At 65.0% G+C, this 24,620-nt stretch carries 19 protein-coding genes; 16 read left to right on the top strand and 3 right to left on the bottom strand.

Annotated elements, in window-relative coordinates; all coding sequences use genetic code 11:
• Positions 1 to 32: 32 nt before the first annotated feature.
• The 4 genes from QA645_RS28610 (at position 33) to hydA (QA645_RS28595) (ending at position 6,124) form a co-directional block, all read left to right on the top strand.
• Entirely contained in the window at positions 33 to 2,390 is a 2,358-nt protein-coding gene (locus QA645_RS28610) for a TonB-dependent receptor (protein WP_283044793.1), read from the top strand.
• Between the two features lie 12 nt (positions 2,391 to 2,402).
• Entirely contained in the window at positions 2,403 to 3,836 is a 1,434-nt protein-coding gene (locus QA645_RS28605; RefSeq protein WP_283044792.1) for a PepSY domain-containing protein, read from the top strand.
• 126 nt (positions 3,837 to 3,962) lie between these two features.
• Positions 3,963 to 4,703, top strand: a complete 741-nt coding sequence (locus tag QA645_RS28600) for an aspartate/glutamate racemase family protein (protein WP_283044791.1) — start codon at positions 3,963 to 3,965, stop codon at positions 4,701 to 4,703.
• Between the two features lie 11 nt (positions 4,704 to 4,714).
• Positions 4,715 to 6,124 (top strand): dihydropyrimidinase, encoded by a 1,410-nt coding sequence (gene hydA / locus QA645_RS28595; RefSeq protein ID WP_283044790.1) that lies wholly within the window; start codon positions 4,715 to 4,717, stop codon positions 6,122 to 6,124.
• A 22-nt stretch (positions 6,125 to 6,146) separates the two neighbouring features.
• Here hydA (QA645_RS28595) and QA645_RS28590 read toward each other — a convergent pair whose 3' ends face one another.
• Complete coding sequence (locus QA645_RS28590) at positions 6,147 to 7,280, bottom strand: MFS transporter (RefSeq protein WP_283044789.1); 1,134 nt, start codon at positions 7,278 to 7,280, stop codon at positions 6,147 to 6,149.
• A gap of 646 nt (positions 7,281 to 7,926) precedes the next feature.
• Between QA645_RS28590 and QA645_RS28585 the strand changes: the two genes are divergently transcribed.
• The 7 genes from QA645_RS28585 to QA645_RS28555 all read left to right on the top strand — a co-directional run bounded on the left by QA645_RS28585 (position 7,927) and on the right by QA645_RS28555 (position 16,097).
• Complete coding sequence (locus QA645_RS28585) at positions 7,927 to 8,856, top strand: N-carbamoyl-D-amino-acid hydrolase (protein ID WP_283044788.1); 930 nt, start codon at positions 7,927 to 7,929, stop codon at positions 8,854 to 8,856.
• 60 nt (positions 8,857 to 8,916) lie between these two features.
• A complete protein-coding gene (hydA, locus tag QA645_RS28580) occupies positions 8,917 to 10,386 on the top strand; it encodes a dihydropyrimidinase (protein ID WP_283044787.1) in 1,470 nt (489 codons plus the stop codon).
• Positions 10,387 to 10,624: 238 nt separating this feature from the next.
• On the top strand, positions 10,625 to 12,229 hold the full coding sequence (locus QA645_RS28575) for an ABC transporter substrate-binding protein (protein ID WP_283044786.1): 1,605 nt from the start codon (positions 10,625 to 10,627) through the stop codon (positions 12,227 to 12,229).
• A 17-nt stretch (positions 12,230 to 12,246) separates the two neighbouring features.
• On the top strand, positions 12,247 to 13,188 hold the full coding sequence (locus QA645_RS28570; protein WP_254130360.1) for an ABC transporter permease: 942 nt from the start codon (positions 12,247 to 12,249) through the stop codon (positions 13,186 to 13,188).
• Entirely contained in the window at positions 13,185 to 14,108 is a 924-nt protein-coding gene (locus QA645_RS28565) for an ABC transporter permease (protein WP_283044785.1), read from the top strand. Before QA645_RS28570 ends, QA645_RS28565 begins: the two co-directional genes overlap by 4 nt.
• Before the next feature lie 19 nt (positions 14,109 to 14,127).
• On the top strand, positions 14,128 to 15,117 hold the full coding sequence (locus QA645_RS28560; protein ID WP_254130362.1) for an ABC transporter ATP-binding protein: 990 nt from the start codon (positions 14,128 to 14,130) through the stop codon (positions 15,115 to 15,117).
• Positions 15,114 to 16,097 (top strand): oligopeptide/dipeptide ABC transporter ATP-binding protein, encoded by a 984-nt coding sequence (locus QA645_RS28555; protein ID WP_283044784.1) that lies wholly within the window; start codon positions 15,114 to 15,116, stop codon positions 16,095 to 16,097. Before QA645_RS28560 ends, QA645_RS28555 begins: the two co-directional genes overlap by 4 nt.
• A 4-nt stretch (positions 16,098 to 16,101) precedes the next feature.
• On the opposite strand, the gene QA645_RS28550 is transcribed toward QA645_RS28555, so the two are convergent.
• The gene (locus tag QA645_RS28550) at positions 16,102 to 17,448 is read right to left on the bottom strand and encodes an aspartate aminotransferase family protein (protein ID WP_283044783.1); all 1,347 of its coding nucleotides are present in this window, start codon (positions 17,446 to 17,448) and stop codon (positions 16,102 to 16,104) included.
• A gap of 18 nt (positions 17,449 to 17,466) precedes the next feature.
• Positions 17,467 to 18,378, bottom strand: a complete 912-nt coding sequence (locus tag QA645_RS28545; RefSeq protein ID WP_283044782.1) for a GntR family transcriptional regulator — start codon at positions 18,376 to 18,378, stop codon at positions 17,467 to 17,469.
• 99 nt (positions 18,379 to 18,477) lie between these two features.
• Between QA645_RS28545 and QA645_RS28540 the strand changes: the two genes are divergently transcribed.
• Genes QA645_RS28540 through QA645_RS28520 form a run of 5 tightly spaced genes read left to right on the top strand, consistent with a single transcriptional unit; the run spans position 18,478 to position 24,610 of the window.
• Positions 18,478 to 19,638, top strand: a complete 1,161-nt coding sequence (locus QA645_RS28540; protein ID WP_283044781.1) for a C45 family peptidase — start codon at positions 18,478 to 18,480, stop codon at positions 19,636 to 19,638.
• Entirely contained in the window at positions 19,638 to 21,203 is a 1,566-nt protein-coding gene (locus QA645_RS28535; protein WP_283044780.1) for an ABC transporter substrate-binding protein, read from the top strand. Before QA645_RS28540 ends, QA645_RS28535 begins: the two co-directional genes overlap by 1 nt.
• A 13-nt stretch (positions 21,204 to 21,216) precedes the next feature.
• Complete coding sequence (locus QA645_RS28530; RefSeq protein WP_254192898.1) at positions 21,217 to 22,161, top strand: ABC transporter permease; 945 nt, start codon at positions 21,217 to 21,219, stop codon at positions 22,159 to 22,161.
• Complete coding sequence (locus QA645_RS28525) at positions 22,158 to 22,970, top strand: ABC transporter permease (protein ID WP_254130368.1); 813 nt, start codon at positions 22,158 to 22,160, stop codon at positions 22,968 to 22,970. The genes QA645_RS28530 and QA645_RS28525 overlap by 4 nt, the downstream gene beginning before the upstream one ends.
• Positions 22,967 to 24,610 (top strand): ABC transporter ATP-binding protein, encoded by a 1,644-nt coding sequence (locus QA645_RS28520; RefSeq protein WP_283044779.1) that lies wholly within the window; start codon positions 22,967 to 22,969, stop codon positions 24,608 to 24,610. Before QA645_RS28525 ends, QA645_RS28520 begins: the two co-directional genes overlap by 4 nt.
• Positions 24,611 to 24,620 lie beyond the last annotated feature (10 nt).

Raw genomic sequence — 24,620 nt, 5'->3', positions numbered from 1 at the left:
GTGCCACTGACGTCACACCGAGGTCCAAGACCGTGTCTTCCATCCGTATTGTACGATCACGCCGTTTCCTGCTGGCGTCCGCCGCTCTCACATCTTTTGCCGCCACCGACATGTCAGCTGCCTTGGCGCAGCAGGCTCGCGAGCCCCTGCCTGCGGTGGAGGTCTCGCCGCCGCAATCCCGTCAGCAGGCCAAGCCGGGCGGCCGGGACGCGGCAAGCGCACGCCGCACGGCCGCACGCAGGCCCGCCGCGGCAGCGGCCGCGCCAAAGCCGGTCGTGCCGAACGCCACAGTGCCGACACCGCTCAACAGCAATGCGGTCGCCGAGAGCGCCTCGCGTCTCGGCCTGACCGTGCGCGAGACCCCCGCGACCGTCGAGGTGATCTCGGCCGAAACCATCCGCGAGCAGGGCTACCGCACCGTCTCCGACGTCGCCCAGGGCGCGGTTGGCGTCACCGCCGGCGACAATCCGTCCGAGCCGTCGGCCTTCTCGATGCGCGGCTTCACCAACAGCCAAATCAACACGCTCTACAACGGCATCAAGATCGGCCCGCAGAACATGACCTCGCGGGTCATGGATACGGCCAATCTCGAAGCCGTCGAATTTTTGAAAGGCCCGGCCTCGCTGATCTCGGGCGAGGGTGCCGCCGGCGGCGCCATCAACTTCGTCACCAAGCAGCCGCACACGGGTGCGATCCAGAACGAAGCCGACTTCTCCTATGACTCCCTGAACTCGTTCCGCGCGCATTACGGCTCCGGTGGCAGCACCAACGTCCAGGGGCTGGACTATCGCTTCGACATCAGCCGCTCCTCGCTCAACGGCTTTGCCGACGACACCAACACCAAGACGCTCGACGTCTCCGGCCAGCTCAACTACCGGATCTCCGACAGCCTTAAGGTGTGGGGTGCGATCGAGTACCGCGAGGACCGCTCAAAAGCCTATTGGGGCGCGCCGCTGGTGCCGGTCGCCTTCAGCGGCTCGCACGCCACGGCAGGAATCGTCTCCGGCACCTATGTGTCGGATTTCACTAAATCGAACCTCGGTGCAATTACGATCGACGATCGCACCTTCAACACCAACTACAACGTCCTCGATAACCGCAACGTAGCGCAAGAGGTCTGGCTGCGTGGCGGCTTTGAGTTGAAACTGGCGCCTGACCTGACGCTGAAGAGCCAGGCCTATGGTTACGGCGCCGAGCGCAGCTGGTTCAATAACGAGGTCGAGGCGTTTGATTCCACAAAAAACCAGGTTTATCGCGAGCGCTTCTATGTTGCGCACAGCCAGCGCCTTGTCGGTAACATCACCGACCTGGTCTGGGACGCCAATATCGCGGGCTTCGACAATCGCATGGTCACGACGCTGTCGTCGAGCTATCTCGACTTCGTCAGGCCGGGTTCCGCAACTTTTCCGAATGATTTCGTCTCGCTGGTCGATCCCGATCGCGGCTTCTACGGCACGCTCCTGACCAAGCAGCAGACCGCGCGTATCGACAACGAGGCGCTGTCGTTCGAGGACCGGCTGAAGTTGACGCGGACCTTCTCGTTGATCGGCGGCCTGCGCGTCGAACATATCGGGCTCGATCGCAACTCGACCGACCAGTTCGGTCTGGAGAATGCAGGCTTTCCGTTCTCGAAATCATGGGCGCCCGTCACCGGCCGCATCGGCTACACCTGGGAGGCCGTGCCCGGCCTGACCTTCTTCAGTCAGTACGCCACCGGCGCCGACATCTCGGCCAACAACATCTTCCTGCTCTTGCCCACCCAGAACCTGGATCTCACGACCGCGCGCACCTATGAGACCGGCGTCAAGCACGTGTTGTGGGACAACAGGGCGGAGTGGTCGTTCTCGGCCTACGACATCGTGCGCAAGAACGTCTACGCGGCAGCCGGCGGCCAGACGCTCAACATCGCGGGACGGCAGGAATCGAAAGGTGTCGAGCTTGCCGGGGCGATCCGTCCGATCGAGTCTCTGCGGCTCTGGGGCAACATCGCCTATGTCGATGCGCGCTATGCCGACTATGATTTCGCCGGCGGCTCGTTCTCGGGCAACACGCCGCCGAACGTGCCGCGCATCGTCGCCAATGCCGGTGCGTCCTGGCGCTTCTTCACGCCGTGGCCGGTGGAGGTCGGCATCACCGGCCGCCATGTCGGCGACCGCTACAACACCGACGCCAACACCGTAACCATGAATGCCTACACCGTCGGCGATGTCTACGCCTTCGTCGATATCCCGAAGACCGTGTTCAACGCCGTCGACCAGGCCCGCCTGACTTTCCGGGTGCGCAACTTCACCGACAAGCGCTACGCAATCTGGGGCGACCCGTTTTATCCCGACCAGATCCTGCTGGGCGCACCGCGGACCTACGAAATCTCCGCGGCGTTCAAATGGTAGGGCGCTGACCACATGATGGGCGCGATCGTCCTGTTGCACCGCTGGCTCGGGATCGCGTTCTGCCTCCTGTTCGCGATGTGGTTCGCGAGCGGCATCGTGATGCACTTCGTTCCGTTTCCGTCGCTGACGGAAGCGGAACGCTTTGCCGGGCTTGCGCCGGTGCAGGGCGGAGCGTCGATCATTCCGGTTGCCGACGCAGTCGTGGCCAGCAGGATGAGCGACGCCATCCGCGTTCGCCTGATCCGGCGCAGCGACGGGCCGGTCTACGTCGTGTCGGGTCCATCGCGCGTGCGGGCGGTCCATGCGTCAGACGGGACGGACGCATCGGTGGAATTTCCCGATCTCGCGCTCGCCATTGCGCAAGACCATGCCCGCAGCCGTGGGCTCGATGCCGCGCGGGCCGGGATAGCTGCGCGTGCTGATTACGACCAATGGAGCGTGCCGAACGGTTTCGATCGCCACCGGCCCCTGTTCCGCATAGCTCTCCGCGATGCGGCCGGGACCGAGATCTATGTCTCGTCGCGCACCGGCGAAGTCGTGCTGGATACGAGCCGCGGCGAGCGTGGATGGAATTGGGTCGGCAGTGTCGTGCACTGGATCTATCCGACGGTTCTCAGGAGCAATTGGCCGCTGTGGGACCAGGTCGTCTCGACACTGTCGCTGGTGGCCTTGATCGCGGCGGTGCTGGGGGCGGTGCTCGGTGTCGTCAGGATCAGGATTCAAGGCCGCCGGATCTCGTCGCCTTATCGCGGCTGGCACGCCCTGCATCATATCATCGGGCTCGTCTCGACCGTTTTCGTGCTGACCTGGATTTTCAGTGGCTGGCTCTCGATGGATCACGGCCGGCTGTTTTCGCGCGGGCAGTTGACCCCGGCCGAGGCCGCCGTGACAAATGCCGTGCCCGACTGGCGCACGGCTCCATCAGTTGATCAGCGGCGCTTGTTGCCATCAGTCCTCGAAATCGAATGGTTTGCTTTCAACGGAGCGGTGTTTCGGCGCGACCGGACCGGCCTTGACAGTCAGACCTTGATGAAGGGCGGCGAGCCAGCCCGCGATCGGAAGATGGCGTTCGTTGATGAGCAGGACGTTCTCAGCCTGACGACGCGCCTGGCGGCCGACTGCGGCGCGGCGTTCCTTGTCGCAGATCACGATGACTATCCCGCGCAGTCCATCGTTCCCGGCGCGCCCGCCTACCGTTCCCGCTGCGGTGATCTCTGGTTCGACATCGACGGCGCCGACGGCAGCGTGTTGCAACGGCTGAATGCCTCGCGGCGGGCCTATCGCTGGTTCTACAGCGCGCTGCACACGCTCGATTTCCCGGTTCTCATGGCGCATCCGCGCCTGCGCGATGTCCTGATCGTCGGGCTTTGCGCGCTTGGCCTGGTGTTTTCCGTCACCGGCGTCGTGATCGGCTGGCGGCGTTTGCGGGCGACCTTTACCGCCTGAAACGCCTGGCGAACAGATGACATGCAGCCTGCAAAAATTGCGGGTTGCGCAGGCGCCAAGGGCCGAGGATGATCCTTTCCGGGGGGCGCAGCCGCGCGCGTCGTGGCAACGGAGTAATCGCGATCGATGTCAGTCCTGCGCAAGCGTCTCGGGATGATCACGCCGTCCTCCAATTCGGTGCTGGAGCCTGCGACCTGCGCCATGCTGCACGGCGTTGACGGCATTACCGCGCACTTCTCCCGTTTCCGCGTCACCGAGATCGCGCTCGACGCAGCAGCGCTGAGCCAGTTCGATGCCTCGGTGATGCTGCCGGCCGCCGACCTGCTGGCCGATGCCAAGGTCGACGCGATTGCCTGGAACGGTACGTCGGCGAGCTGGCTCGGCATCGGTCGCGACAGGAGCCTTTGCCAGGCCATCGCGGCGCGCACCAGCGTGCCGGCGACGACCTCGACGCTCGCCTGCATCGATGCCGCCCGCGCACTTCGCACCAAACGTGTCGGTCTGGTCTCGCCCTATACCGATGACGTGCAGCGGCGCATCGCCGATGTCTGGGCCGAAGAGGGCATTGCGCCGCATGCCGAGCGGCACCTCGGCCTGCGCGACAATTTCTCCTTCGGCGAGGTCGCGCCCGCGACGATCTCCGACATGATCCGCGCCGTGGCGGCGGAGGGCGCCGACGCAATCGTCATCCTCTGCACCAACCTCGATGGCGCCGCGCTTGCGGCTCCGCTCGAACGGGAGCTCGATATTGCCGTGCTCGACTCCGTTGCGGTCACGCTGTGGCGAAGCCTCAGCCTCGCCGGCGGCGACATCGCAGCGCTTGCGCCGTGGGGACGGATATTCCAGACCTCAACAATGATGAAGTGACGGAGACACCAGTGACGCAGCTCGATCTCGCCATTCGCGGCGGCACCATCGTGACGGCCAGCGACGAGTTTCGTGCCGATATCGGCATTCGCGACGGCCGGATCGTCGCCATTGCCGATCATCTCGAAGGTGCGGCGCGCGAAATCGACGCGTCGGGATTGCTGGCGCTGCCAGGCGGCATCGACAGCCACGTCCACATCTCGCAGGCCCAGGGCCCCGACGTCGTGATGGCCGACGATTTTGCCTCGGCGACACGGGCAGCCGCGGCCGGCGGCAACACCATGGTGTTGCCCTTTGCGCTCCAGGAGAAAGGGACGTCGCTGCGCACCTGCGTCGAAAACTACCGCAAGCTCGCGGAAGGCGAGTGCTACATCGACACCGCCTTCCACCTCATCATCTCCGACCCGACCGCCGTCGTGCTCGGGCAGGAGCTGCCGGCGCTGGTCAAGGACGGCTACACCTCGTTCAAGGTCTTCATGACCTATGATGACCTCGTGCTCAACGACAAGCAGCTGCTCGAAGTGTTCGATGTCGCGCGCCGCGAGGAGGCGCTGGTGATGGTCCATTGCGAGGGCTACGACGCCATTCGTTTCCTCACCGCCAAGCTCGAACGTGAAGGCCACATCGCGCCCTATTATCACGGCACTTCGCGACCCCAGGCCGTCGAACGCGAGGCGACGCATCGCGCCATCAGCCACGCCGAGGTGATCGGCGTTCCCATCATGATCGTTCATGTCTCGGGGCGCGAGGCGATGGAGCAGATCCGGTGGGCCCAGCAGCGCGGCCTGCCGGTGCATGCGGAGACCTGCCCGCAATACATCACGCTGACGGCCGACGACATGAAGGGGCTGAACATGGACATCACGGGCGCGAAGTACGTGTGCTCTCCGCCGCCGCGCGATGTCGAGAGCCAGCAGGCGATCTGGGAAGGCATCACGTCGGGCGTATTCCAGACCTTTTCGTCCGACCACTGCCCATTCCGCTACGACGATCCCAAGGGCAAGCTGACGCCGAATTCACGTACCTCGTTTCGCTGGGTGCCGAACGGCATCCCCGGCGTCGAGACACGGCTGCCGATCCTGTTTTCCGAGGGCGTCTCGAAGGGACGTATCACGCTGCAGAAGTTCGTCGAACTGACCGCGACCAACCACGCGCGCATCTACGGCCTCTATCCGCGGAAGGGCTCGATCGGTGTAGGCTTCGACGCCGACATCGTGTTGTGGGACCCGAAGCTCACGAAGCCGATTCGGCAGGCCGACCTGCACCACGGCTCCGACTACACGCCCTGGGAGGGTTTTGATGTCACCGGCTGGCCGGTCACGACGATCGCACGCGGGCGGGTGGTGTACGCGCAGGGCAGGATCGTCGGCGGCAAGGGCGCGGGCGAGATCCTGAGCCGTGGCAAGTCCAGCCTCGTGTGACGGCAGGCGGTCGCGCGCTGTGCTATTTTGTGGTCACGGCGCGCGCTGACAGCGTGACGACACACATCAGTGCAGCGAGCATCCAGAACGCCATCGGGAGTCCGGCGGCGTGGGCGATAAAACCGATGCCGGCGGGGCCAAGCAGAACACCGGCATAGCCGGCGGTGGTGATCGACGCCACTGCGAGCCCCGTGGGCATCGCGGTCTGCGTCGCCGCACCGCGGAACAATATCGGCACGAGGTTCGAGGCGCCGAGGCCGATGAGCAGGAAACCGGCGATGGCAATGGCCTTGCTCGGTGCGAGCAACAGCACGGCGAGGCCCGCGACGGCAAGCAGGCTTCCTCCGACCAGCGTGATGCGATCGCCGATGCGTGCGACGACGACGTCACCGCCGAGCCGGCCGACGGTCATTGCGATCGAGAACACGATGTAACCGATCCCGCCCTGCGCCTCGCTGACGAGGCCCGTGCCGATGACGAGCAGCGCGCCCCAGTCAAGCATCGCGCCTTCGATCAGGAAGGTGATGGCCGCCAGCAGCGCCAGCAACAGCACGATGCCATGCGGCAACACGAACAGCGGTCCCTCCTGCGCCTGTACCCTGCGCAGCAGGCGCGGCCAGGCGAGGGCCATCGCGATCAGCATCAGCACGGAGCAGATCGAGGCGCTCGCGAGCGGTCCAAGATGAAACGACAGCAGGGCCGTCATCACCGCGGATCCGGCGAATCCGCCAATGCTGAAGAGCGCATGAAAGCCCGACATCAGCGGCTCGTTCGCCGCGCGTTCGACCTCGACGGCATGGATGTTCATGGCGACGTCGATGGAGCCGAGCGCCGCGCCGAAGGCGAGGAGCGCCAGCGCCAATGTCATGGGCGTACCGGCGATGACCAACAGCGGCAAGACGAGGGCGAGGCCGATTCCGCCGCCGATGATGATAGGCTTGGTGCCGTAGTGTGCGCTCAAGATGCCGGTTGCGAGCATCGCGACCACCGAGCCGATGCCGAGGCTGAGCAGCAGCAAGCCTAGGACCGCGTCATCAACCGCGAGCCGCTCCTTCGCGAACGGCACCAGCGGCGCCCAGCAGGCGAGCCCGAAGCCGGCGACCAGGAACGAGAGGCGCGTGGCGAGCCGCGTCGCCGGCCGGTCGGCTGAAGTCATCGGTGAAACTCCGGGAGGGGAACGAAGCGCGCGATCGCGGGGAGGGTGGGTGCTTAGACCATCAACCAGGAGCGAATGCCAGAGTTCCGCCGTCGCAGCGCGTTGACGAATTATATCATCTTGATGTCGTTCCGCGCGCCGTCGCTGCGAGCGTGGCCGCTCCGCGCACTCAGAGTATTCCAATTTGCCGAAATTCGGATTTATCGTTATGTCGCCCATCCCGATCCATCCAAAATCGGTGGTCGTAACTTTGCGGAGCATTTTGGCGATGGGGCGTAGAACCGGGGGGCTGAGCTGACCGCTGTGCATAGCTCGTAGGCATCCGGCGACCCCGCACGGCCGCTTGACGCCTGCAAATTATACAGACGATTCCAAGGACTCCGATTGCAGTGCAGCGGATGTGACGATTTGCGCGGAAAAATCCGTGGTGCGCCGCACGTTTCTCGCGTGGGCTTCCCACATTCGCGTGCCCACTTCGCGGGCAATATGGCCGCCGAGCAGGAGGGACGATGTGACAGAACGGCACGAAAGCTGCTTGGGTGGAAAAACGGCGCGGGGCCGCGTTATGCTGCGCGCGCCGCCCCGCCATTGAAGCTGCGATCGCCAGCCTCGCCAAAAAAGTCGTCAAGAAATCAGGACATCGCTGATGCGTATCGTCACAGTTGCCGCCGCCCAGATGGGTCCGATTCAGAAGGCCGACAGCCGCGAGGCGGTGGTCAAGCGCATGATCGCGCTGATGGACGAGGCGAAAGCAAAAGGCGCGGATCTGATCGTCTATCCGGAATTGGCGCTGACGACGTTCTTCCCGCGCTGGTACGCGGAGGACCGCGCCGACTTTGACAGCTGGTTCGAGCGTGAAATGCCGAACGCAGCGACCAGGCCGCTGTTCGAACGCGCCGCGCAGCACCAGATGGCGATGAATTTCGGCTATGCCGAGCTGACGCCCGATGGCCACCACTTCAACACGGCCGTTCTGACCGACAAGGCCGGCAAGATCGTCGGGAAATACCGCAAGGTCCATCTGCCAGGCCATGTGGAATATGAGACGCATCGGTCGCACCAGCATCTGGAGAAGCGCTATTTCGAGCCGGGCGATCTCGGCTTCAATGTCTGGCGCGAGCTGGGCGGCATCATCGGCATGGCGATCTGCAACGACCGCCGCTGGCCGGAGACCTATCGCGTCATGGGCTTGCAAGGCGTCGAGATGGTGCTGATCGGTTACAACACGCCGTCGGTGAATGCGGAGCGAAGCGAAGAGGGCGTCGAGAAGCGCCTGTTTCACAATCGCCTCTCCGTGCAGGCCGGCGCGTATCAGAACGCGACTTGGGTGGTCGCGGTGGCCAAGGCGGGCGTCGAGGACGGCCACGCATTGTTTGGCGGCAGTCTGATCGTCGATCCCAACGGCGAGATCGTTGTCGAAGCGAGGACCGAAGAGGACGAGCTCTTGGTCTACCCATGCGACCTCGATGCCACCGCCTTCGGCAAAACCACGATCTTCAACTTTGCACAGCACCGCCGCATCGAGCATTACGGCCTGATCACCAGCCGTACCGGCGCGGTGCCGCCGGAGAAATGATGCCGATGGTCGCTCTGCAAACCGGCAATCATTTCGCTCAGGCCTATCACGGAGTGCCTCATGACTGAACCCACTTACGATCTGATCATCCGCGGCGGCCGCGTCGCCACCACCACCGATGTGTTCGAGGCGGATGTCGCCATCTCCGGCGAGACCATTGCGGCCATCGGCCGCGGGCTTCCGCCGGCCAAGCGCGAGATCGACGCACGCGGCAAGCTGGTGCTGCCAGGCGGCGTCGACAGCCACGCGCATATCGAGCAGCTGTCTGCCGCCGGCATCATGAATGCCGACACGTTCGAGAGCGCGACGGTGTCGGCGGCCTTCGGCGGCACCACCACGGTGATCCCGTTTGCGGCCCAGCATGTCGGGATGAAGTTGCCGCAAGTGGTCGAGGACTATCACGCGCTCGCCAGGAAGGGCGCCGTGATCGACTACGCCTTTCACATGATCGTTGCGGATGCGACCAGGGAGACGGTCGAAGAGCATATTCCCGCGCTGGTGAAGCAGGGCCACGCGTCGATCAAGATCTTCATGACTTATGACCGGCTTAAGGTCGACGACGAGCCGCTGCTCGACATTCTTCTCGCGGCTCGCCAGTCCGGCGCGATGCTGTGCGCCCATGCGGAGAACCACGGCATCATCGCCTGGATGGTGAAACGGCTGCTTGCGCGCGGCTACACTATGCCGAAGTACCACGCCGTTAGCCACGCGCGTGTGTCGGAAGCCGAGGCCTTCGCACGGCTGATCGGCATGGCGGCGCTGATTGACCAGCCAATCATGATCTTCCATGTCTCGACCGCCGAGGGCGCGAAGGTGATCCGCGAGTCACGTGGGCAGGGGCTGAAGGTTTTCGCGGAGACTTGTCCGCAATATCTGTTCCTCACGGCCAACGATCTCGACAAGCCCGGCGTGGAGGGAGCCAAGTGGATGTGCAGCCCGCCGCCGCGCACGCATTCGGACCAGGAGGCGCTGTGGCAGGCGCTGTCGCTCGGCGATCTCCAGACGATCTCTTCGGACCACGCGCCGTATCGTTACGATGAGACCGGCAAGCTGCGCGCCGGCCCCAATCCGAATTTCAAGCAGGTCGCGAACGGCCTGCCGGGACTGGAGCTGCGGCTGCCGCTGCTGTTCGACGCGATGGTGTCGAAGGGGCGGCTCGGCCTTGAAAAGTTCGTCGAGCTGACCGCGACGGCACCTGCGAAGATCTACAATCTGCATCCGCGCAAGGGCTCGATTGCGATCGGCGCGGATGCCGATATCGCGATCTGGGATCCCAATCGCGAGACAGTCATCGCGGACGAGATGATGCACGATCTTGCCGGCTACACGCCGTTTGCGGGCCGCAAGCTGAAGGGATGGCCGGTGTCGGTGCTCTCGCGCGGCCGCGTGATCGTCGACGGCGACAAGTGCCTCGCCAGCGCCGGTAGCGGTCAATTCCTGGCGCGGAGCGGCGGCGAGGCGGCAAAGCCGACCGGCCGGCTCGTGGCGGACATGGATCCCGAGCGGAATTTCGGAGCAAGACTGCTGTGATCGCGGACCCGGGGGCGCGATGAAGATCGTCGTCTTGGGTGCTCCTCGAACGGACCAGGAGCTCGCGCCGTCCTGGCGCGGTCTCGTCCGTGCTGCTGCGCAGCGACGGGCCAAAAGTCGATGAGAACCGGCTGGCGGACACGCGGTTACTGGCATACCATTTGCACGCTAATGGGCTCTGTTTCACCTGCCCTTGGCCAATGAACGGCCGGCATCACGGCATTACTGGGAGGAATTCATGGATCGCAGGACCGTATTGAAGGGACTGGCTGGCGCGGGCGGTCTGGCATTGTCGGGGGGCATCTCGGCGCCGGCGATCGCGCAAGGCGCTTCGGCCCGGACCCTGCGTTTCGTGCCGCAGGCCAATCTCGCCAATTTCGACCCCATCTGGGGCACCCAATATGTCGTGCGCAACGCGGCCGCGATGGTCTGGGACACGCTCTACGGCATCGATTCCTCGTTCCAGCCGCAGCGGCAGATGGTCGAGTCCGAGGAGGTGACCGACGACGGCACGACCTGGACGTTCAAGCTGCGGTCGGGGCTCAAATTCCATGACGGCGAGCCGGTGCTGAGCAAGGACGTTGTTGCAAGCCTCAATCGCTGGGCGGCGCGCGATCCGATGGGTCTGATGATCAAGGCGAACGAGCAGGCGCTCACGGCCGTCGACGACCGCACCTTCAAATGGGTGCTGAAGCAGCCTTTCCCGAAACTGCTGTTCGCGCTCGGCAAGAACAACGCGCCGGTTGCCTTCATCATGCCGGAGCGCATCGCGCAGACCGATCCGTTCAAGCAGATTACGGATTATATCGGTTCCGGTCCGCTGAAGTTCGTCAAGGGCGAGTGGGTCCCCGGCGCGAAAGCCGTGTTCGAGAAATTCGCGGACTATGTGCCGCGGCAGGAGAAGCCATCCTGGCTGGCCGGCGGCAAGCAGGTGATGATCGATCGCGTCGAGTGGATCATCATGCCTGATCCGGCAACCGCGGCGGCCGCGCTGCAGAATGGCGAGATCGACTGGTGGGAGAACCCGATCGCCGATCTGGTCCCGGTTCTGAAGAAGAACAAGAACATCAGCGTCGATATCGGCGACCCCCTCGGCAATATCGGCTCGTTCCGCATGAATTTCCTGTATCCGCCCTTCAACGACGTCAAGGCGCGGCGCGCGGTGCTGATGGCGATGAGCCAGGAAGACTACATGCGTGCAATCGTCGGCGACGACAATTCGCTGTGGAAGTCGCTGCCCAGCTTCTTCACGCCGGATACACCGCTCTACACCGAAGTGGGTGGCGATATCCTGAAGGGTAAGCGCGACCTCAGTGCCGCCAAGAAGCTGCTCGCCGAGAGCGGCTATTCCGGCCAGCCGGTGACCTGCCTCGTCGCGCAGGACCAGCCGATCACCAAGGCCATGGGCGACGTGACCGCGGACCTCCTGAAGCAGCTTGGCATGAACGTCGACTTCGTCGCGACCGATTGGGGCACGGTCGGCGCGCGTCGTGCGGTGAAGACGCCGCCGGGACAGGGCGGCTGGAACATGTTCCACACCTGGCATGCGGGCGCGGATTGCGTCAATCCTGCGCCCTACACGGCCATTCGCGCCACCGGCGACAAGGCCTGGTTCGGCTGGCCCACCAGCGCGGGCACCGAAAAGGAAGTCAGCTCGTGGTTCGAAGCCAAGAACCTCGACGAGGAGAAGGCCGCCATCGGTCGTCTCAACAAGGCGGCGATGGATGACGTCGTCTACGCGCCGACCGGCTTCTTCCTGGGCTACACCGCGTGGCGCAAGAACGTCTCCGGCGTTACCAAGGGACCTGTGCCCTTGTTCTGGGGCGTGTCGAAGTCCGCATGATCCTGCGCTGAGGCCAGATGCTCTCCTATATCCTCCGGCGCATCGTCTCCACCTTGCCGGTGATGGCGATTGTCGCACTGTTCGTGTTCAGCCTGCTCTATATCGCGCCGGGGGATCCCGCCGTGGTGATTGCGGGCGACCAGGCAAGCCCGGAGGATGTGGAGCGCATCCGCCAGGGCCTCGGCCTCGACCGTCCCTTCCTGGTCCAGTTCGGAAGCTGGGTCTGGCGCATCCTGCACGGTGATCTCGGCACTTCGATCTTCACCAACTTGCCGGTGTCTGCGATGATCGGGCAGCGTCTCGGACCGACGCTGTCGCTGATGACCGTCACGCTTCTGCTCACGATCGTGGTCGCGGTGCCGCTGGGGGTGCTCGCGGCATGGAAGGCGGGAAGCTTCATCGATCGCGCCATCATGGCGTTCGCGGTGTTTGGCTTCTCGTTGCCGGTCTTCGTCGTCGGCTATGTCCTGGCCTATGTCTTCGCGCTGGAGCTCGAATGGCTTCCGGTGCAGGGCTACACGCCGCTCACGGAGGGCTTTTGGCCGTGGCTGCAAAACCTGATCCTGCCGGCGATCGCGCTCGGCTGTGTCTACATCGCGCTGGTCGCGCGCATCACCCGCGCGACCATGCTCGAGGTCCTGCAGCAGGACTACATCCGCACCGCACGCGCCAAGGGGATGGGGCAGGGTGGTATCCTGTTCATTCACGCACTCAAGAACGCGGCGGTGCCGATCGTGACCGTGATCGGGATCGGCATCGCGCTCCTGATCGGCGGCGCGGTCGTGACGGAGAGCGTGTTCGCGATCCCCGGTCTCGGCCGTCTCACGATCGATGCGATCCTGCGGCGCGACTATCCCGTCATCCAGGGTATCGTGCTGCTGTTCAGCTTCGTCTACGTCCTCGTCAATCTGATGATCGACGTCACCTACACGCTCGTTGACCCGAGGATCCGCTATTGACCGATACGACCGTTAACCCGCAGTCGCTTCCTGCCGGCCTCGTCCTCGCGCCGCAACTGCCCGACATCCTTCGGCCGGTGCGGATCCGGCGCGGTTTCCTCGGCTTCCTGCGTGGCCATCCAACGGTCGCGATCGGTGGTGCGCTGCTGCTCGCGCTGATCCTGATTGCGGTGTTCGCGCCCTATCTCTGGACGGTCGATCCGACTGCGCTCGCACCAGCCAAGCGCACGCGCGCCCCGTCTGCCGCTTTCTGGTTCGGCACCGACGTGCTTGGCCGCGATATCTATTCGCGCGTGCTGTTCGGTGCGCGGGTTTCGCTCACGGTCGGCCTCTCGGTGGCGGTGCTTGCCTCGGCCGCCGGGCTCGCCATCGGCATCGTCTCCGGCTTCATCCGCTGGGCCGACGGCATCTTGATGCGTTTCATGGACGGGTTGATGTCGATCCCGCCGATCCTGCTGGCGATCGCGCTGATGGCCTTGACGCGCGGCAGCGTCGGTAACGTCATTCTGGCGATCACCATTGCAGAGATCCCACGTGTCTCGCGCCTGGTCCGCAGCGTGGTGCTGTCGCTGCGCGAGCAGCCCTATGTCGACGCCGCGGTGGCCTGCGGCACGCGCACACCGATGATCATCCTGCGCCATATCCTGCCCAACACGCTGGCGCCGATGCTGGTGCAGGCGACCTATATCTGCGCCAGCGCCATGATCACCGAGGCGATCCTGTCGTTTATCGGCGCCGGCACGCCGCCGACCATACCGTCCTGGGGCAACATCATGGCCGAGGGCCGCGCCCTGTGGCAGGTCAAGCCCTACATCGTGTTTTTCCCGGCGGCGTTCTTGTCCGTCACCGTGCTCGCCGTCAACCTGCTCGGCGATGGTCTTCGCGATGCGCTCGATCCGCGCATGGCCAAGAGCCTGTGATGCTGCGGAGCTGATGGCGATGGCGTTGCTCGAAGTCGAAAACCTTCAAACCCACTTTCGTACCCCCAGCGGCATCAACCGCGCGGTCGATGGCGTGTCGTTCCATGTCAACGAAGGCGAGACGCTCGCCATCGTCGGCGAGTCCGGCTGCGGCAAGTCGGTGACCTCGATGTCCCTGATGCGGCTGATCCCCGAGCCGCCGGGCAGGATCGCAGGCGCCATTCGCTTCGCGGGCAAGGATCTCCTAAAGCTCTCGGATCGCGAGATGCGCGCGATCCGGGGCAACGATATCTCGATGATCTTTCAGGAGCCGATGACGAGCCTCAATCCGGTGCTGACGGTCGGTCGCCAGATCCGCGAGACGCTGATGATCCATCAGGGTCTGGACCAGCAGGCCGCCGAGGCGCACGCGATCGAAATGCTGACGCTCGTCGGCATTCCCGAGCCGAGGCGACGCGTGCGCGAGTACCCGCACCAGCTCTCCGGCGGCATGCGCCAGCGCGTGATGATCGCGATCGCGCTGGCCTGCAATCCCAAGCTTCTGATCGCGGACGAGCCGACGACCGCACTCGACGTCACCATCCAGGCGCAGATCCTGAAGCTGATGCTCGATTTGAAACGCCGCGTCGGCGCGGCGATCATTCTGATCACCCACGATCTCGGCGTGGTCGCCGAGATCGCCGAACGGGTCATGGTGATGTATGCCGGCCGCAAGGTCGAGGAGGCACCGGTGGCCGAGCTGTTTCGTTCACCGCGCCATCCCTACACGCAAGGCCTCCTCGGTGCGGTGCCGAAGCTCGGATCCTCTCTCGCCGGTACGGCGACGCGGCTCGCCGAAATTCCCGGGCAGGTGCCCGATCTGCGCAAGCCGATCACCGGCTGCGTCTTCGCCGGCCGCTGCGCGCTCGCAACCGACCTCTGCCGGCAATATGCGCCGGGGCTCGAGGAAAAGGGGCCACGCCACATCGCCGCCTGCCATTACGCGGCCAAGGGAGCCATCGCGGCATGAGCCCTCCGCTGCTCCAGGTCAACGACCTCAAGAAGCATTTCCCGATCAACAAGGGCCTGTTCGGGCGACAAACCGAATATGTCTACGCCGTCGACGGCGTGTCGTTCGAGATTGCGCGCGGCGAGACCCTGTCGCTGGTCGGCGAGTCCGGCTGCGGCAAGTCGACGGTCGGCCGCGCCATCCTGCGGCTGTTCGACGTGACATCCGGCCAGGTGATCCTCGACGGCCAGCGTATCGACGACGCGCATCCGAGCACGATGCGTCAGCTGCGGCAACGCATGCAGGTGGTGTTCCAGGATCCGTTCTCGAGCCTCAATCCGCGCATGCGCGTGCGCGACATCCTGGCCGAGCCGATCCGCAATTTCGGCCTCGCCAAATCGGCGGCCGATCTCGAGACGCGCGTGACGGCGCTGATGGACACGGTGCGGCTGCCGCGGGAAGCGCTCAACCGCAGACCGCACGAATTCTCCGGTGGCCAGCGTCAGCGCATCGGCATCGCGCGGGCGCTCGCAGCCGAGCCGGAGCTGATCGTCTGCGACGAGGCGGTCTCGGCGCTCGACGTCTCGGTCAAGGCGCAAATCGTCAATTTGTTGCAGGATCTTCAGCGCGAGTTCGGGCTGGCATTGCTCTTCATCAGCCACGATCTCGCGATTGTCGAGCACATGACCCACCGCGTCGCGGTGATGTATCTCGGCAAGATCGTCGAAGTTGCGCCGCGCCGGGAAATCTTTGCGGCACCACGGCATCCCTACACCAAGGCCTTGCTCTCGGCGGTCCCGCTGCCGGAGCCCGGCGCTCAGCGCAATCCCATCATCCTCGGTGGCGACGTGCCAAGCCCGATCAATCCGCCGAGCGGGTGCCGTTTTCACACCCGCTGCCCGTACGTGTTTGATCGCTGCCGGACAGAGGAGCCGCAGCTTCGTTCCGCCGAAGGCGAGCAATGGGTGGCGTGCCACCTCGATGCGCTGCCGGCGGCATGAAGCGCTAGCCGATACTGCCCAGCGCCCGGCGGATCGCGGCAAAGATGTCGCCGATCTGCTCCTCGGTGATGATCAGGGGCGGCGAGATCAGCAGCGTGTCGCCGCTGCTGCGGATCAGGATGCCGTCCTCATAGCAGCGGTTGGCACATTCGGCGCCGCGCGCACCCGGCGCGCCCTCGCGCGGCTTCAGGTCGATTGCAGCCAGCAAGCCGATGTTGCGGATGTCGACGACATGGGGCAGGTCGCGCAAGCCATGCGCATGGTTCTCCCATGCCGGCGCGAGGCGGTGCGCGCGCTCGAACAGGCCGAGATCCTGGTACACATCGAGCGCGGCGAGACCGGCCGCGCAGGCGAGCGGATGGGCCGAATAGGTGTAGCCGTGGAACAGCTCGATCGTGTTGTCCGGCCCCTGCATCAGGGCGTCATAGACCTTGCCGCTGGTGATGACGCCGCCCATCGGCACGGCGGCATTGGTCATGCCCTTGGCGCAGGTGATGAGATCGGGCGTCACGCCGAACGCATTGGCCCCGAAGGCGGCACCCAGACGGCCGAAACCGGTGATGACCTCGTCGAAGATCAGGAGAATGCCGTGCTGGTCGCAGATTTTTCGCAACCGTTCGAGATAGCCGACGGGCGGTGGTAGCACGCCGCCCGAGCCGGTGACGGGCTCGACGATGACGGCGGCAACGGTTGAGGGATCATGGAGCTGCAAGAGTCTTGCGAGTTCGTCGGCAAAATGTGCGCCCCATTGCGGCTGTCCGCGCGAGAAGGCCGCATGCTCCGGATCAAGCGTATGCGGGAGGTGGTCGACCTCCGGCAGCAGCGGACCGAAATCCCTGCGGTGGCGCACGATGCCGCTGACGGAGAGGCCGCCCCAGCCCATGCCGTGATAGGCCTTCGCGCGCGAGATGAAGCGGATGCGGCCGGCCTCGCCGCGGGCGCGGTGATAGCCGCGCGCGATCTTCAGCGCGGTGTCGACCGATTCCGAGCCGGAATTGGTGAAGAAGACATGGTCGAGCCCTGCCGGGGCGATCTCGGTGATGCGGCGCGCGAGCTCGAAGGCCGCCGGATGGCTCATCTGGAACGAGGAGACGAAATCGAGTTTTGCGGCTTGCGCCTGGATCGCCTCGACGATCCTCCGCTGTCCGTGCCCTGCGTTGACGCACCACAGCCCGGCCATGCCGTCGAGAATCCGCCGGCCGTCGCCGGTGACGTAATGCATGCCTTCAGCGCCGACGAAGATGCGCGGCTTCGCCTTGAATTGCCGGTTCGGCGTCATCGGCAGCCAGAATGGCTCCATGGCCTCGCGGGTGAGGGGGCTGTTGGAGGAGGCGAGGTCGCTCATGGTCATGACAACTCTTGTACGTGATCAGGTGGTTTTGGATGGAGCGGAGCTGGACGGGTTGCGTTTGAGTTTGGCGGCACTTTCGAGGTGTCGGCGCAGCAGCGCTGCAGCGGCCTCGTTCTGACCGGCTTCGAGCTGGTCGAGAATGGCGAGATGCTCGCGGCAGTTCACGACCACGCGCTCATAACCGAAGGTCCAATCATAATTGCCGAAGCGGCGCAGCCGGTTCTGCTGCTGAACGGCGACCAGCAGATAGCGGTTGCCGGATGCGGCCGCGAGGCCTTCATGGAAGGCCGCGTTCATCTCGTAGAGCGCGATGCTGAGCGTGTCGCTCCACGGCATCGCCAGCATGTCCTGATGGCGGCGGCGCATCTCGGCGGCCCAGGCCTGATCGAGCCGGAAGCCCGGCTCGATCAGGCCGGCGGGCTCGATCAGCAGGCGGTAGCGATAGCTTTCGTCGCGCGCCTGGGTATCCCCGAGCGTCGGCTGGAAGCGCCAGCCATGCCCCGGCTTGCGCTGCACGGCGGCGACTTCGGCGAGCTTGGCGAGCACGCGCTGCACGACGGGCCTCGTCGCATCATAGCGCTGCATCAGATCGCGCTCGGACACCTCGTCGGGCAGCCGCTTGGCCCGGCGATCGCGCGCGATCGCCAGGAACAGGCGGTCAGTCTCGTCGGGGTTCGGCTTCGGCGGCGCCTTGTGCGGAACGGGGGGCGTGTCGGCGACGAAATAACCACGGCTCTCGCCGGCACGCACGAGCTTGCGCCGCGCCAGCAACTTCAACGCCGCGCGCACCGGCGTGCGGGAGACCTGGAGGCGCTCGGCAAGTGCGACCTCGGCAAGACGAGTTCCTGGCGCAAGCCGTTCGCTTCGGATCAGGTCGATGATCCCTGCGGACAATTCGCGCTGAAGCCGGCTTGGCGGCGCCTTTTCCAAGGCAGATTTCGCGGTCGAAGATTTTTGTTTCATGTCATCACAAAGTACATTAGGCTTCCCGCGAAAGCAAAAGGAACTTCAAAAGGAACCTGGCGTCCCATGGTCGAGCCCTTTCCCCTAATCGAAATCTCCGGTCCACCGCGCGAACGTGGACGCCAGTACGGGCAGAAGGCGGTGGCCCGTATCAAGAAAGGGACCACGCACTACTTCGCGCAGCTGAAGGAGCTCTCGCTCGATGCGAAGGGCGTGGCCGAGCTGGTGCGGGATTATCTGCCCGTCATCGAAGCCTTCGAGCCGAGCTATATCGAGGAGATGCGCGGCATCGCCGAAGGTGCCGATGTCCCGTTCGAGGATATCGTCCTGCTCAACGCCCGCACCGAGATCATCAAGCTCGCAAACCCTGCGATCCGCGCGCGCCTGAAGACGCCGGAAGATCCGGATGGCTGCACGGGGGTCGTCGTGCTGCCGCAGGCGACCGCCAGCGGTCGGCTGATCCATGCCCAGAACTGGGACTGGAAGCGCGAATGCGCGGAGACGGCCGTGGTGCTGAAGGTGCGGCGCGACGACGGTCCTGATCTCATGACCTTCACCGAGGCCGGCGCGCTCGGCCGCTGCGGCTTCAATTCCGTCGGCATTGCGATCACCGCGAACTATCTCGAAAGCGACCGCGACTATCGCCAGGTCGCCGTGCCGCTGGCGCTGATCCGCCGCAAGGTTCTCGAGAACGAGCATCTCGCGCTGGCGATGCGTGCCGTCTATTGCACGAAAAAGTCAGCGGCCAACAACATGATCGTCAGCCATCGCGAGGGTGTCGCGATCGACTTCGAATGTGCGCCGGACGAGACGTTCCAGGTGCATCCGCAGAACGGTCTTCTGGTCCATGCCAATCACTTCGTCAGCCCCGTAGCGCTCGGCAAGCTGAAGGACACCGGCATATTCAACACGCCGGACAGTCTCTACCGCGACATCCGCGTCCGCGACTTGCTGCAGCCGCACATCGGCAGCATCACCTTCGACACCGTCAAGAGCGCGCTGTTCGACGAGTTCGCCTATCCCTGGTCGGTGTGCCGTCCACCGCGCCGCAATCTCAGCAACAATCTCAGCGCCACCGTGGCGATGATCCTGATGGAGCCGGCGAGCGGGCTGATGCAGGCGGCGCCGCTGCCCGCGCTCAATCGTGAGTTCACCGAGTATCGGCTGGAGATCGACGAGGTCGGGCGGGCCGCATTCGAGCGGTCGGCTGCGGCGGGGGCGGCGTGATGCGGCGGCGTCGGCCAGCGCCGGCATGGGCGGTCGGTCTGGCCGCATTTGCCCTGTGGGCCATGCTGGGCAAAGCCGGCGCCGAGACATTGTTGAGGGCGCGGATCAACGCCGATATCCGCTCGACCGATCCCGGCACCAACCGCGATGCGAATACGGATGCGGTGGTCGCGCACATCGTGGAAGGGCTGGTCGCCTTCCGCGACGATACCTCGATCGGCCCGATGCTGGCCGACAGCTGGGCCGTTTCGAACGAGGGCAAGACCTACACGTTCCGCCTGCGGCAGGGCGTCAAGTTCCACAACGGCGCGACCATGACCGCCGATGACGTGGTCTGGTCGCTGAAACGCTGGCTCGACCCGGCGACGCAATGGCGCTGCCTGTCCGAGTTCAGCGCCAGCGGCATCGCGCGGATCGAGAAGATCGAGGCGCCGGACGCGCAGACCGTGGCCATCACGCTCGATCAGCCGACGGCGTTGTTCCTCCCGACCATCGCGCGGCCCGATTGCGGCCAGACCGCTGTCATTCACCGCGATTCCGTCGGCGCAGACGGCAAATGGATCGGCCCGATCGGCACCGGCCCGTTCAAGCTCGCCGAGTGGAAGCGGGGGCAATATGTCGATGTCGTCCGCTTCGACGGCTACGTCTCGCGTAGCGAGCCGCGCACGGGCTATACCGGCGCCAAGGATGTCAAGGTCGACCGCGTGCGCTTCAACGTGATCCCGGACAGTTCGGCCGCGAAGGCGGGGCTGCTCAGCGGTTCGCTCGACGTGATCACGGCACTGTCCATCCCGGATCTCGAGGATCTCAAGTCACGTCCCGCGGTGCAGCTGAGCATCACCCCGTCGCTGAGCCTCACCGGCATCCTGTTCCAGACCAGGGATCCGCTGCTGAAGGATGTGCGGATCCGCCGCGCCATCGCGCTGTCCATCGACACCGCGCAGATCGTCGACGCCGTGATGCTCGGCACGGCACGTCCTAACAATTCAGCACTGCCGATCGGCAGCCCGTTTTACGGCGAAGCGCAATCGCATGGCTACGAGCAGAACATCGCGGAAGCCAAGAAGCTGCTGGTGGAGGCCGGCTATCGCGGCCAGCCGATCAAGATGATCACCAACAAGCGCTACAGCTTTGTGTTCGATGCGTCCGTGCTGGTCCAGGCGATGGCGCAGGGCGTCGGCATCAATATCGAGTTGGAGGTGATGGACTGGGCGGCGCAGCTCGACCGATACAACCGCGGCGACTACCAGTCGATGGCCTTCGTCTATTCGGCGCGGCTTGATCCCTCCCTGAGCTTCGAGATGCTGACCGGGCCGAAAGCGACGCAGCCGCGCAAGGTCTGGGACAATCCGGAGGGGCAGGAGATGCTGCGCCAGTCGATGATGATCGACGACGCCGCGAAGCGGCAGGCGCTGTTCGACGACATGCACAAGCGCTTCATCGCCGACGTGCCGATGATCGTGCTGTTCAACGGTGCCGAGCTGACCGCGCTGCGCAACGGCGTCAAGGGCTATGCCGGCTGGCTCTATCCTCAGCCGCGGTTCTGGGGCGTCACGGTCGAGTAGGCAAGGGCACTGCATGCTGGGTTATCTCGCAAGACGGCTGCTCATGACGATCCCGACCTTGCTGCTGGTCGCGATCGGGGTGTTTGCGCTGGTCCGGCTCATTCCAGGCGACCCCGTGCAGGTGATGCTCGGCGATGCCGCCGATCCCGCGCAAGCGGCGCAGTTGCGCGCCCAACTCGGGCTCGATCAGCCGATCCCGGTTCAGTTCATGCACTGGATCGCAAAGCTTGCGACCGGCGATTTCGGGCACTCCATCACCAACAACCTCGCTGTGTTGCCGCTCATTCTCGAGCGTTTCCAGGTCAGCGCCGTCATCGTGCTGGTGGCGGTTGCGGCGGCCGCCTGCATCGCAGTCCCGGCCGGGCTCGTCGCGGCCTGGAAGCAGAACAGCCTGCTCGATCTCTCCGTCGTCGGCGGCGCCACGCTGCTATTATCGATCCCGAGCTTCTGGCTCGGGCTGCTGCTGCTGTTGCTGTTCGGGCTCAAGCTGAAATGGCTGCCGGTGATCGGCTATGTGCCGTTCACCGAGAATTTCTGGCAGGCGGCGAGCTTCATCGTCTTGCCGATCGCGACGCTGACCATGGTCGAGATCGGCGTGCTCACGCGCATGGCGCGGGCCGCGTCTATCGAAGTGCTGCGGCTCGAATATGTCACGCACGCGCGCGCCAAGGGCGTGCCGGAGTGGCGGGTGCTCGCGCGGCACGTCCTGCCCAACGCCTTCGCCCCGACCTGGACGCTGATCGGTCTCGTGCTCGGCCATCTCCTCGGCGGCATTGCCGTGATCGAGACGGTGTTCACGCTGCCCGGTCTCGGCCGGCTGCTGGTCGATTCCATCTTCGCGCGCGATTATCCGGTGGTGCAGGGCTGTCTCCTGTTTACAGCCGTGATCTATGTCGTGGTCAATCTGGTCGTCGATCTCTGCTATCCGCTGTTCGATCCGAGGGTGACGGTGGCATGAGAGTGCGCGCCAACACCGCGATCGGCGGCGTCCTGATGGCGTTCCTGCTCGGCGCTGCCATCACCGGAGCGTTCTGGACGCCGTTCGACCCGCTGCGCATCAATCTGCGTGCGCGGCTGCAAGCGCCTTCGTCGCTGCATTGGTTCGGCACGGACGAATTCGGCCGTGACGTGTTGAGCCGCGTCATGGTCGGCGCCGGCGCCAGCGTCGTGATTGCCGTGCTCACGGTGGTGCTCGCGGTTACACTCGGAATGATGATCGGCTGCACGGCCGGCTACGTCAGGGGCTGGGTCGATCGGATCATCATGGCCGTCACCGATGCGCTGCTTGCTTTCCCCGGCATCTTGCTCGCGCTCGCCGTCATGATCGTCGTCGGCGCCAACAAGACCGGCCTGATCCTCGCGCTCGGTCTTGCCTACATTCCGTCGGTGGTCCGCGTAATGCGCGGCACCGTGCTGTCGATCCGCGAGAAGGAATATGTCGAGGCCTCGCGCGTCATCGGCAATTCGGAAGTCTATTCGATGATCCGCCACGTGATGCCGAACGCGATCGCGCCGGTCGCGGTGCTCGCGACCAGCATGTTCGGCTGGGTGCTGCTGGCCGAGAGCGCACTGAGCTTCCTGGGCCTCGGCGTGCCGCCGCCGGCCCCGACCTGGGGCAACATGCTCGCGGCAAGCCGTCCGTTCATGGAAACCGCGGCCTGGCTCTCGATCGCGCCGGGCCTCTGCATCGCGCTGACGCTACTCGGCATCAATCTGCTCGGCGATTCCTTGCGTGATCGCCTCGATCCCAGGATGGCGCACGGATGACGCTGCTGTCGGTCGAGAATCTGCGCATCGAGGCGTCGGCCAACAAGGCCGCGATCGTCGACGACGTCTCCTTCACCGTCGATCGCAGTGAATTCCTCGCCGTCGTCGGCGAATCCGGCAGTGGCAAGACGGCGGCTGCACGTGCCGTGCTCGGGCTGTTGCCACCAGGTCTTCGCAAGGCTGGCGGCCGTATCGTGCTCGACGGCATCGACCTTGCGACCACATCGGCGCGCCAAATGCGCGGACTGCGCGGTCCCGTCGTCGGCATGGTGTTCCAGGAGCCGATGGTCTCGCTCAATCCCGCCATCAGCGTCGGTGCGCAAATGGCGGAGGGGCTTGGCCTGCACGAACGGCTGGGAAAGCGGGAGATCCGCAGCCGCTGCCTCGATATGCTCGCGCGCGTACAGATCCGTGATCCCGAGCGGACTTTCGATGCCTATCCGCATGAATTCTCCGGTGGCATGCGTCAGCGCATCATGCTGGCGTCGGTGATGCTGTTGAAGCCAAAGCTGCTGATCGCGGACGAGCCGACCACGGCGCTCGATACGCTGACGCAGCGCGAGGTGCTCGATCTCATGGTCGGGCTCGCCCGCGACCACGGCACGTCGGTGATGCTGATCACCCACAATCTCGGCCTGGTGTCGCGCTACGCGCAGCGCGCGCTGGTGCTGCGCCAGGGCAAGATGGTCGAGACCGGGACGACGCGACAGATCCTGTTCTCGCCGCAAGAAGCCTATACCAGGCGGCTGGTCGAGGCCCTGCCGCGCCGCGGCGATACGACAAAAGCGCGACAGGCCGGCGAGCCGCTCGTCAGCGTGCGAGGCCTCAAGGTCGGCTTCGGTGGGCGCCAGCGGTTGTTCCGGCGTGATGCGGGCGTCTCGGCGGTCAACGGCGTCGACCTCGACATCGGCGCGGGAGAGACGGTCGCCGTGGTCGGTGGCAGCGGCTCGGGCAAGACGACGCTTGGCCGCGCCATGCTGCGGTTGATCCCGACGTCAGGCGGCGAGATCCGGTTCCGGGGCAGGGACGTGACGGCCACCATCGATCGTGACTTCCGCCTTGCTTCGCAACTGGTGTTCCAGGATCCCTATTCCTCGCTCGATCCTCGCATGCGCGTCGGCGAGATCGTGGCCGAGCCGCTTCGTCACGTCGCACATTTGGCGGCCGATGAACGCGATCGGCGTGTCGAGGCAATGCTGGATGAGGTCGGCCTTGCCGGCCTCGGCAAGCGCTGGCCGCACGAATTGTCGGGTGGCCAACGGCAGCGGATCGCGATTGCGCGCGCCATCGTGCGCGAGCCGGCCTTTGTCGTCGCGGACGAACCGGTCTCGGCGCTCGACATGACCATCCAGGCGCAGGTGCTGAAGCTGTTCGAGCGGCTTCAGCTGCAATATGGATTTGCCTGCCTGTTCATCAGCCACGATCTCGCGGCCGTCGAGCAGGTGGCCGACAGGGTCGTGGTGATGCAAGGTGGCCGGATTGTCGAGCAAGGCTCGCGCGACGACATCTTCGATCGTCCGCAGCACGATTATACGAAAGCGCTGCTCGCGGCGGCACCCGTGCTGGACTTGAGGGAACAGCGGCCGTGCGCGCTTCGGGTTGAACGGGCGCAAGAGGGGAGCAGCGCTCCCCTCTTGTAACGGACCGGGC

The sequence above is a fragment of the Bradyrhizobium sp. CIAT3101 genome, assembly GCF_029714945.1.
Classification (GTDB): Bacteria; Pseudomonadota; Alphaproteobacteria; order Rhizobiales; family Xanthobacteraceae; genus Bradyrhizobium.
This window is presented reverse-complemented; position numbering and strand designations above follow the sequence as displayed.

What these genes read in the sequence shown, in the direction of transcription:
- QA645_RS28605 (WP_283044792.1), top strand. Translation starts at nt 2,403, where the DNA reads ATGATGGGCGCGATCGTCCTGTTGCACCGCTGGCTCGGGATCGCGTTC.
- QA645_RS28600 (WP_283044791.1), top strand. Translation starts at nt 3,963, where the DNA reads ATGTCAGTCCTGCGCAAGCGTCTCGGGATGATCACGCCGTCCTCCAAT.
- QA645_RS28590 (WP_283044789.1), bottom strand. Translation starts at nt 7,280, where the DNA reads ATGACTTCAGCCGACCGGCCGGCGACGCGGCTCGCCACGCGCCTCTCG.
- QA645_RS28585 (WP_283044788.1), top strand. Translation starts at nt 7,927, where the DNA reads ATGCGTATCGTCACAGTTGCCGCCGCCCAGATGGGTCCGATTCAGAAG.
- hydA (WP_283044787.1), top strand. Translation starts at nt 8,917, where the DNA reads ATGACTGAACCCACTTACGATCTGATCATCCGCGGCGGCCGCGTCGCC.
- QA645_RS28575 (WP_283044786.1), top strand. Translation starts at nt 10,625, where the DNA reads ATGGATCGCAGGACCGTATTGAAGGGACTGGCTGGCGCGGGCGGTCTG.
- QA645_RS28570 (WP_254130360.1), top strand. Translation starts at nt 12,247, where the DNA reads ATGCTCTCCTATATCCTCCGGCGCATCGTCTCCACCTTGCCGGTGATG.
- QA645_RS28560 (WP_254130362.1), top strand. Translation starts at nt 14,128, where the DNA reads ATGGCGTTGCTCGAAGTCGAAAACCTTCAAACCCACTTTCGTACCCCC.
- QA645_RS28555 (WP_283044784.1), top strand. Translation starts at nt 15,114, where the DNA reads ATGAGCCCTCCGCTGCTCCAGGTCAACGACCTCAAGAAGCATTTCCCG.
- QA645_RS28550 (WP_283044783.1), bottom strand. Translation starts at nt 17,448, where the DNA reads ATGACCATGAGCGACCTCGCCTCCTCCAACAGCCCCCTCACCCGCGAG.
- QA645_RS28540 (WP_283044781.1), top strand. Translation starts at nt 18,478, where the DNA reads ATGGTCGAGCCCTTTCCCCTAATCGAAATCTCCGGTCCACCGCGCGAA.
- QA645_RS28535 (WP_283044780.1), top strand. Translation starts at nt 19,638, where the DNA reads ATGCGGCGGCGTCGGCCAGCGCCGGCATGGGCGGTCGGTCTGGCCGCA.
- QA645_RS28530 (WP_254192898.1), top strand. Translation starts at nt 21,217, where the DNA reads ATGCTGGGTTATCTCGCAAGACGGCTGCTCATGACGATCCCGACCTTG.
- QA645_RS28525 (WP_254130368.1), top strand. Translation starts at nt 22,158, where the DNA reads ATGAGAGTGCGCGCCAACACCGCGATCGGCGGCGTCCTGATGGCGTTC.
- QA645_RS28520 (WP_283044779.1), top strand. Translation starts at nt 22,967, where the DNA reads ATGACGCTGCTGTCGGTCGAGAATCTGCGCATCGAGGCGTCGGCCAAC.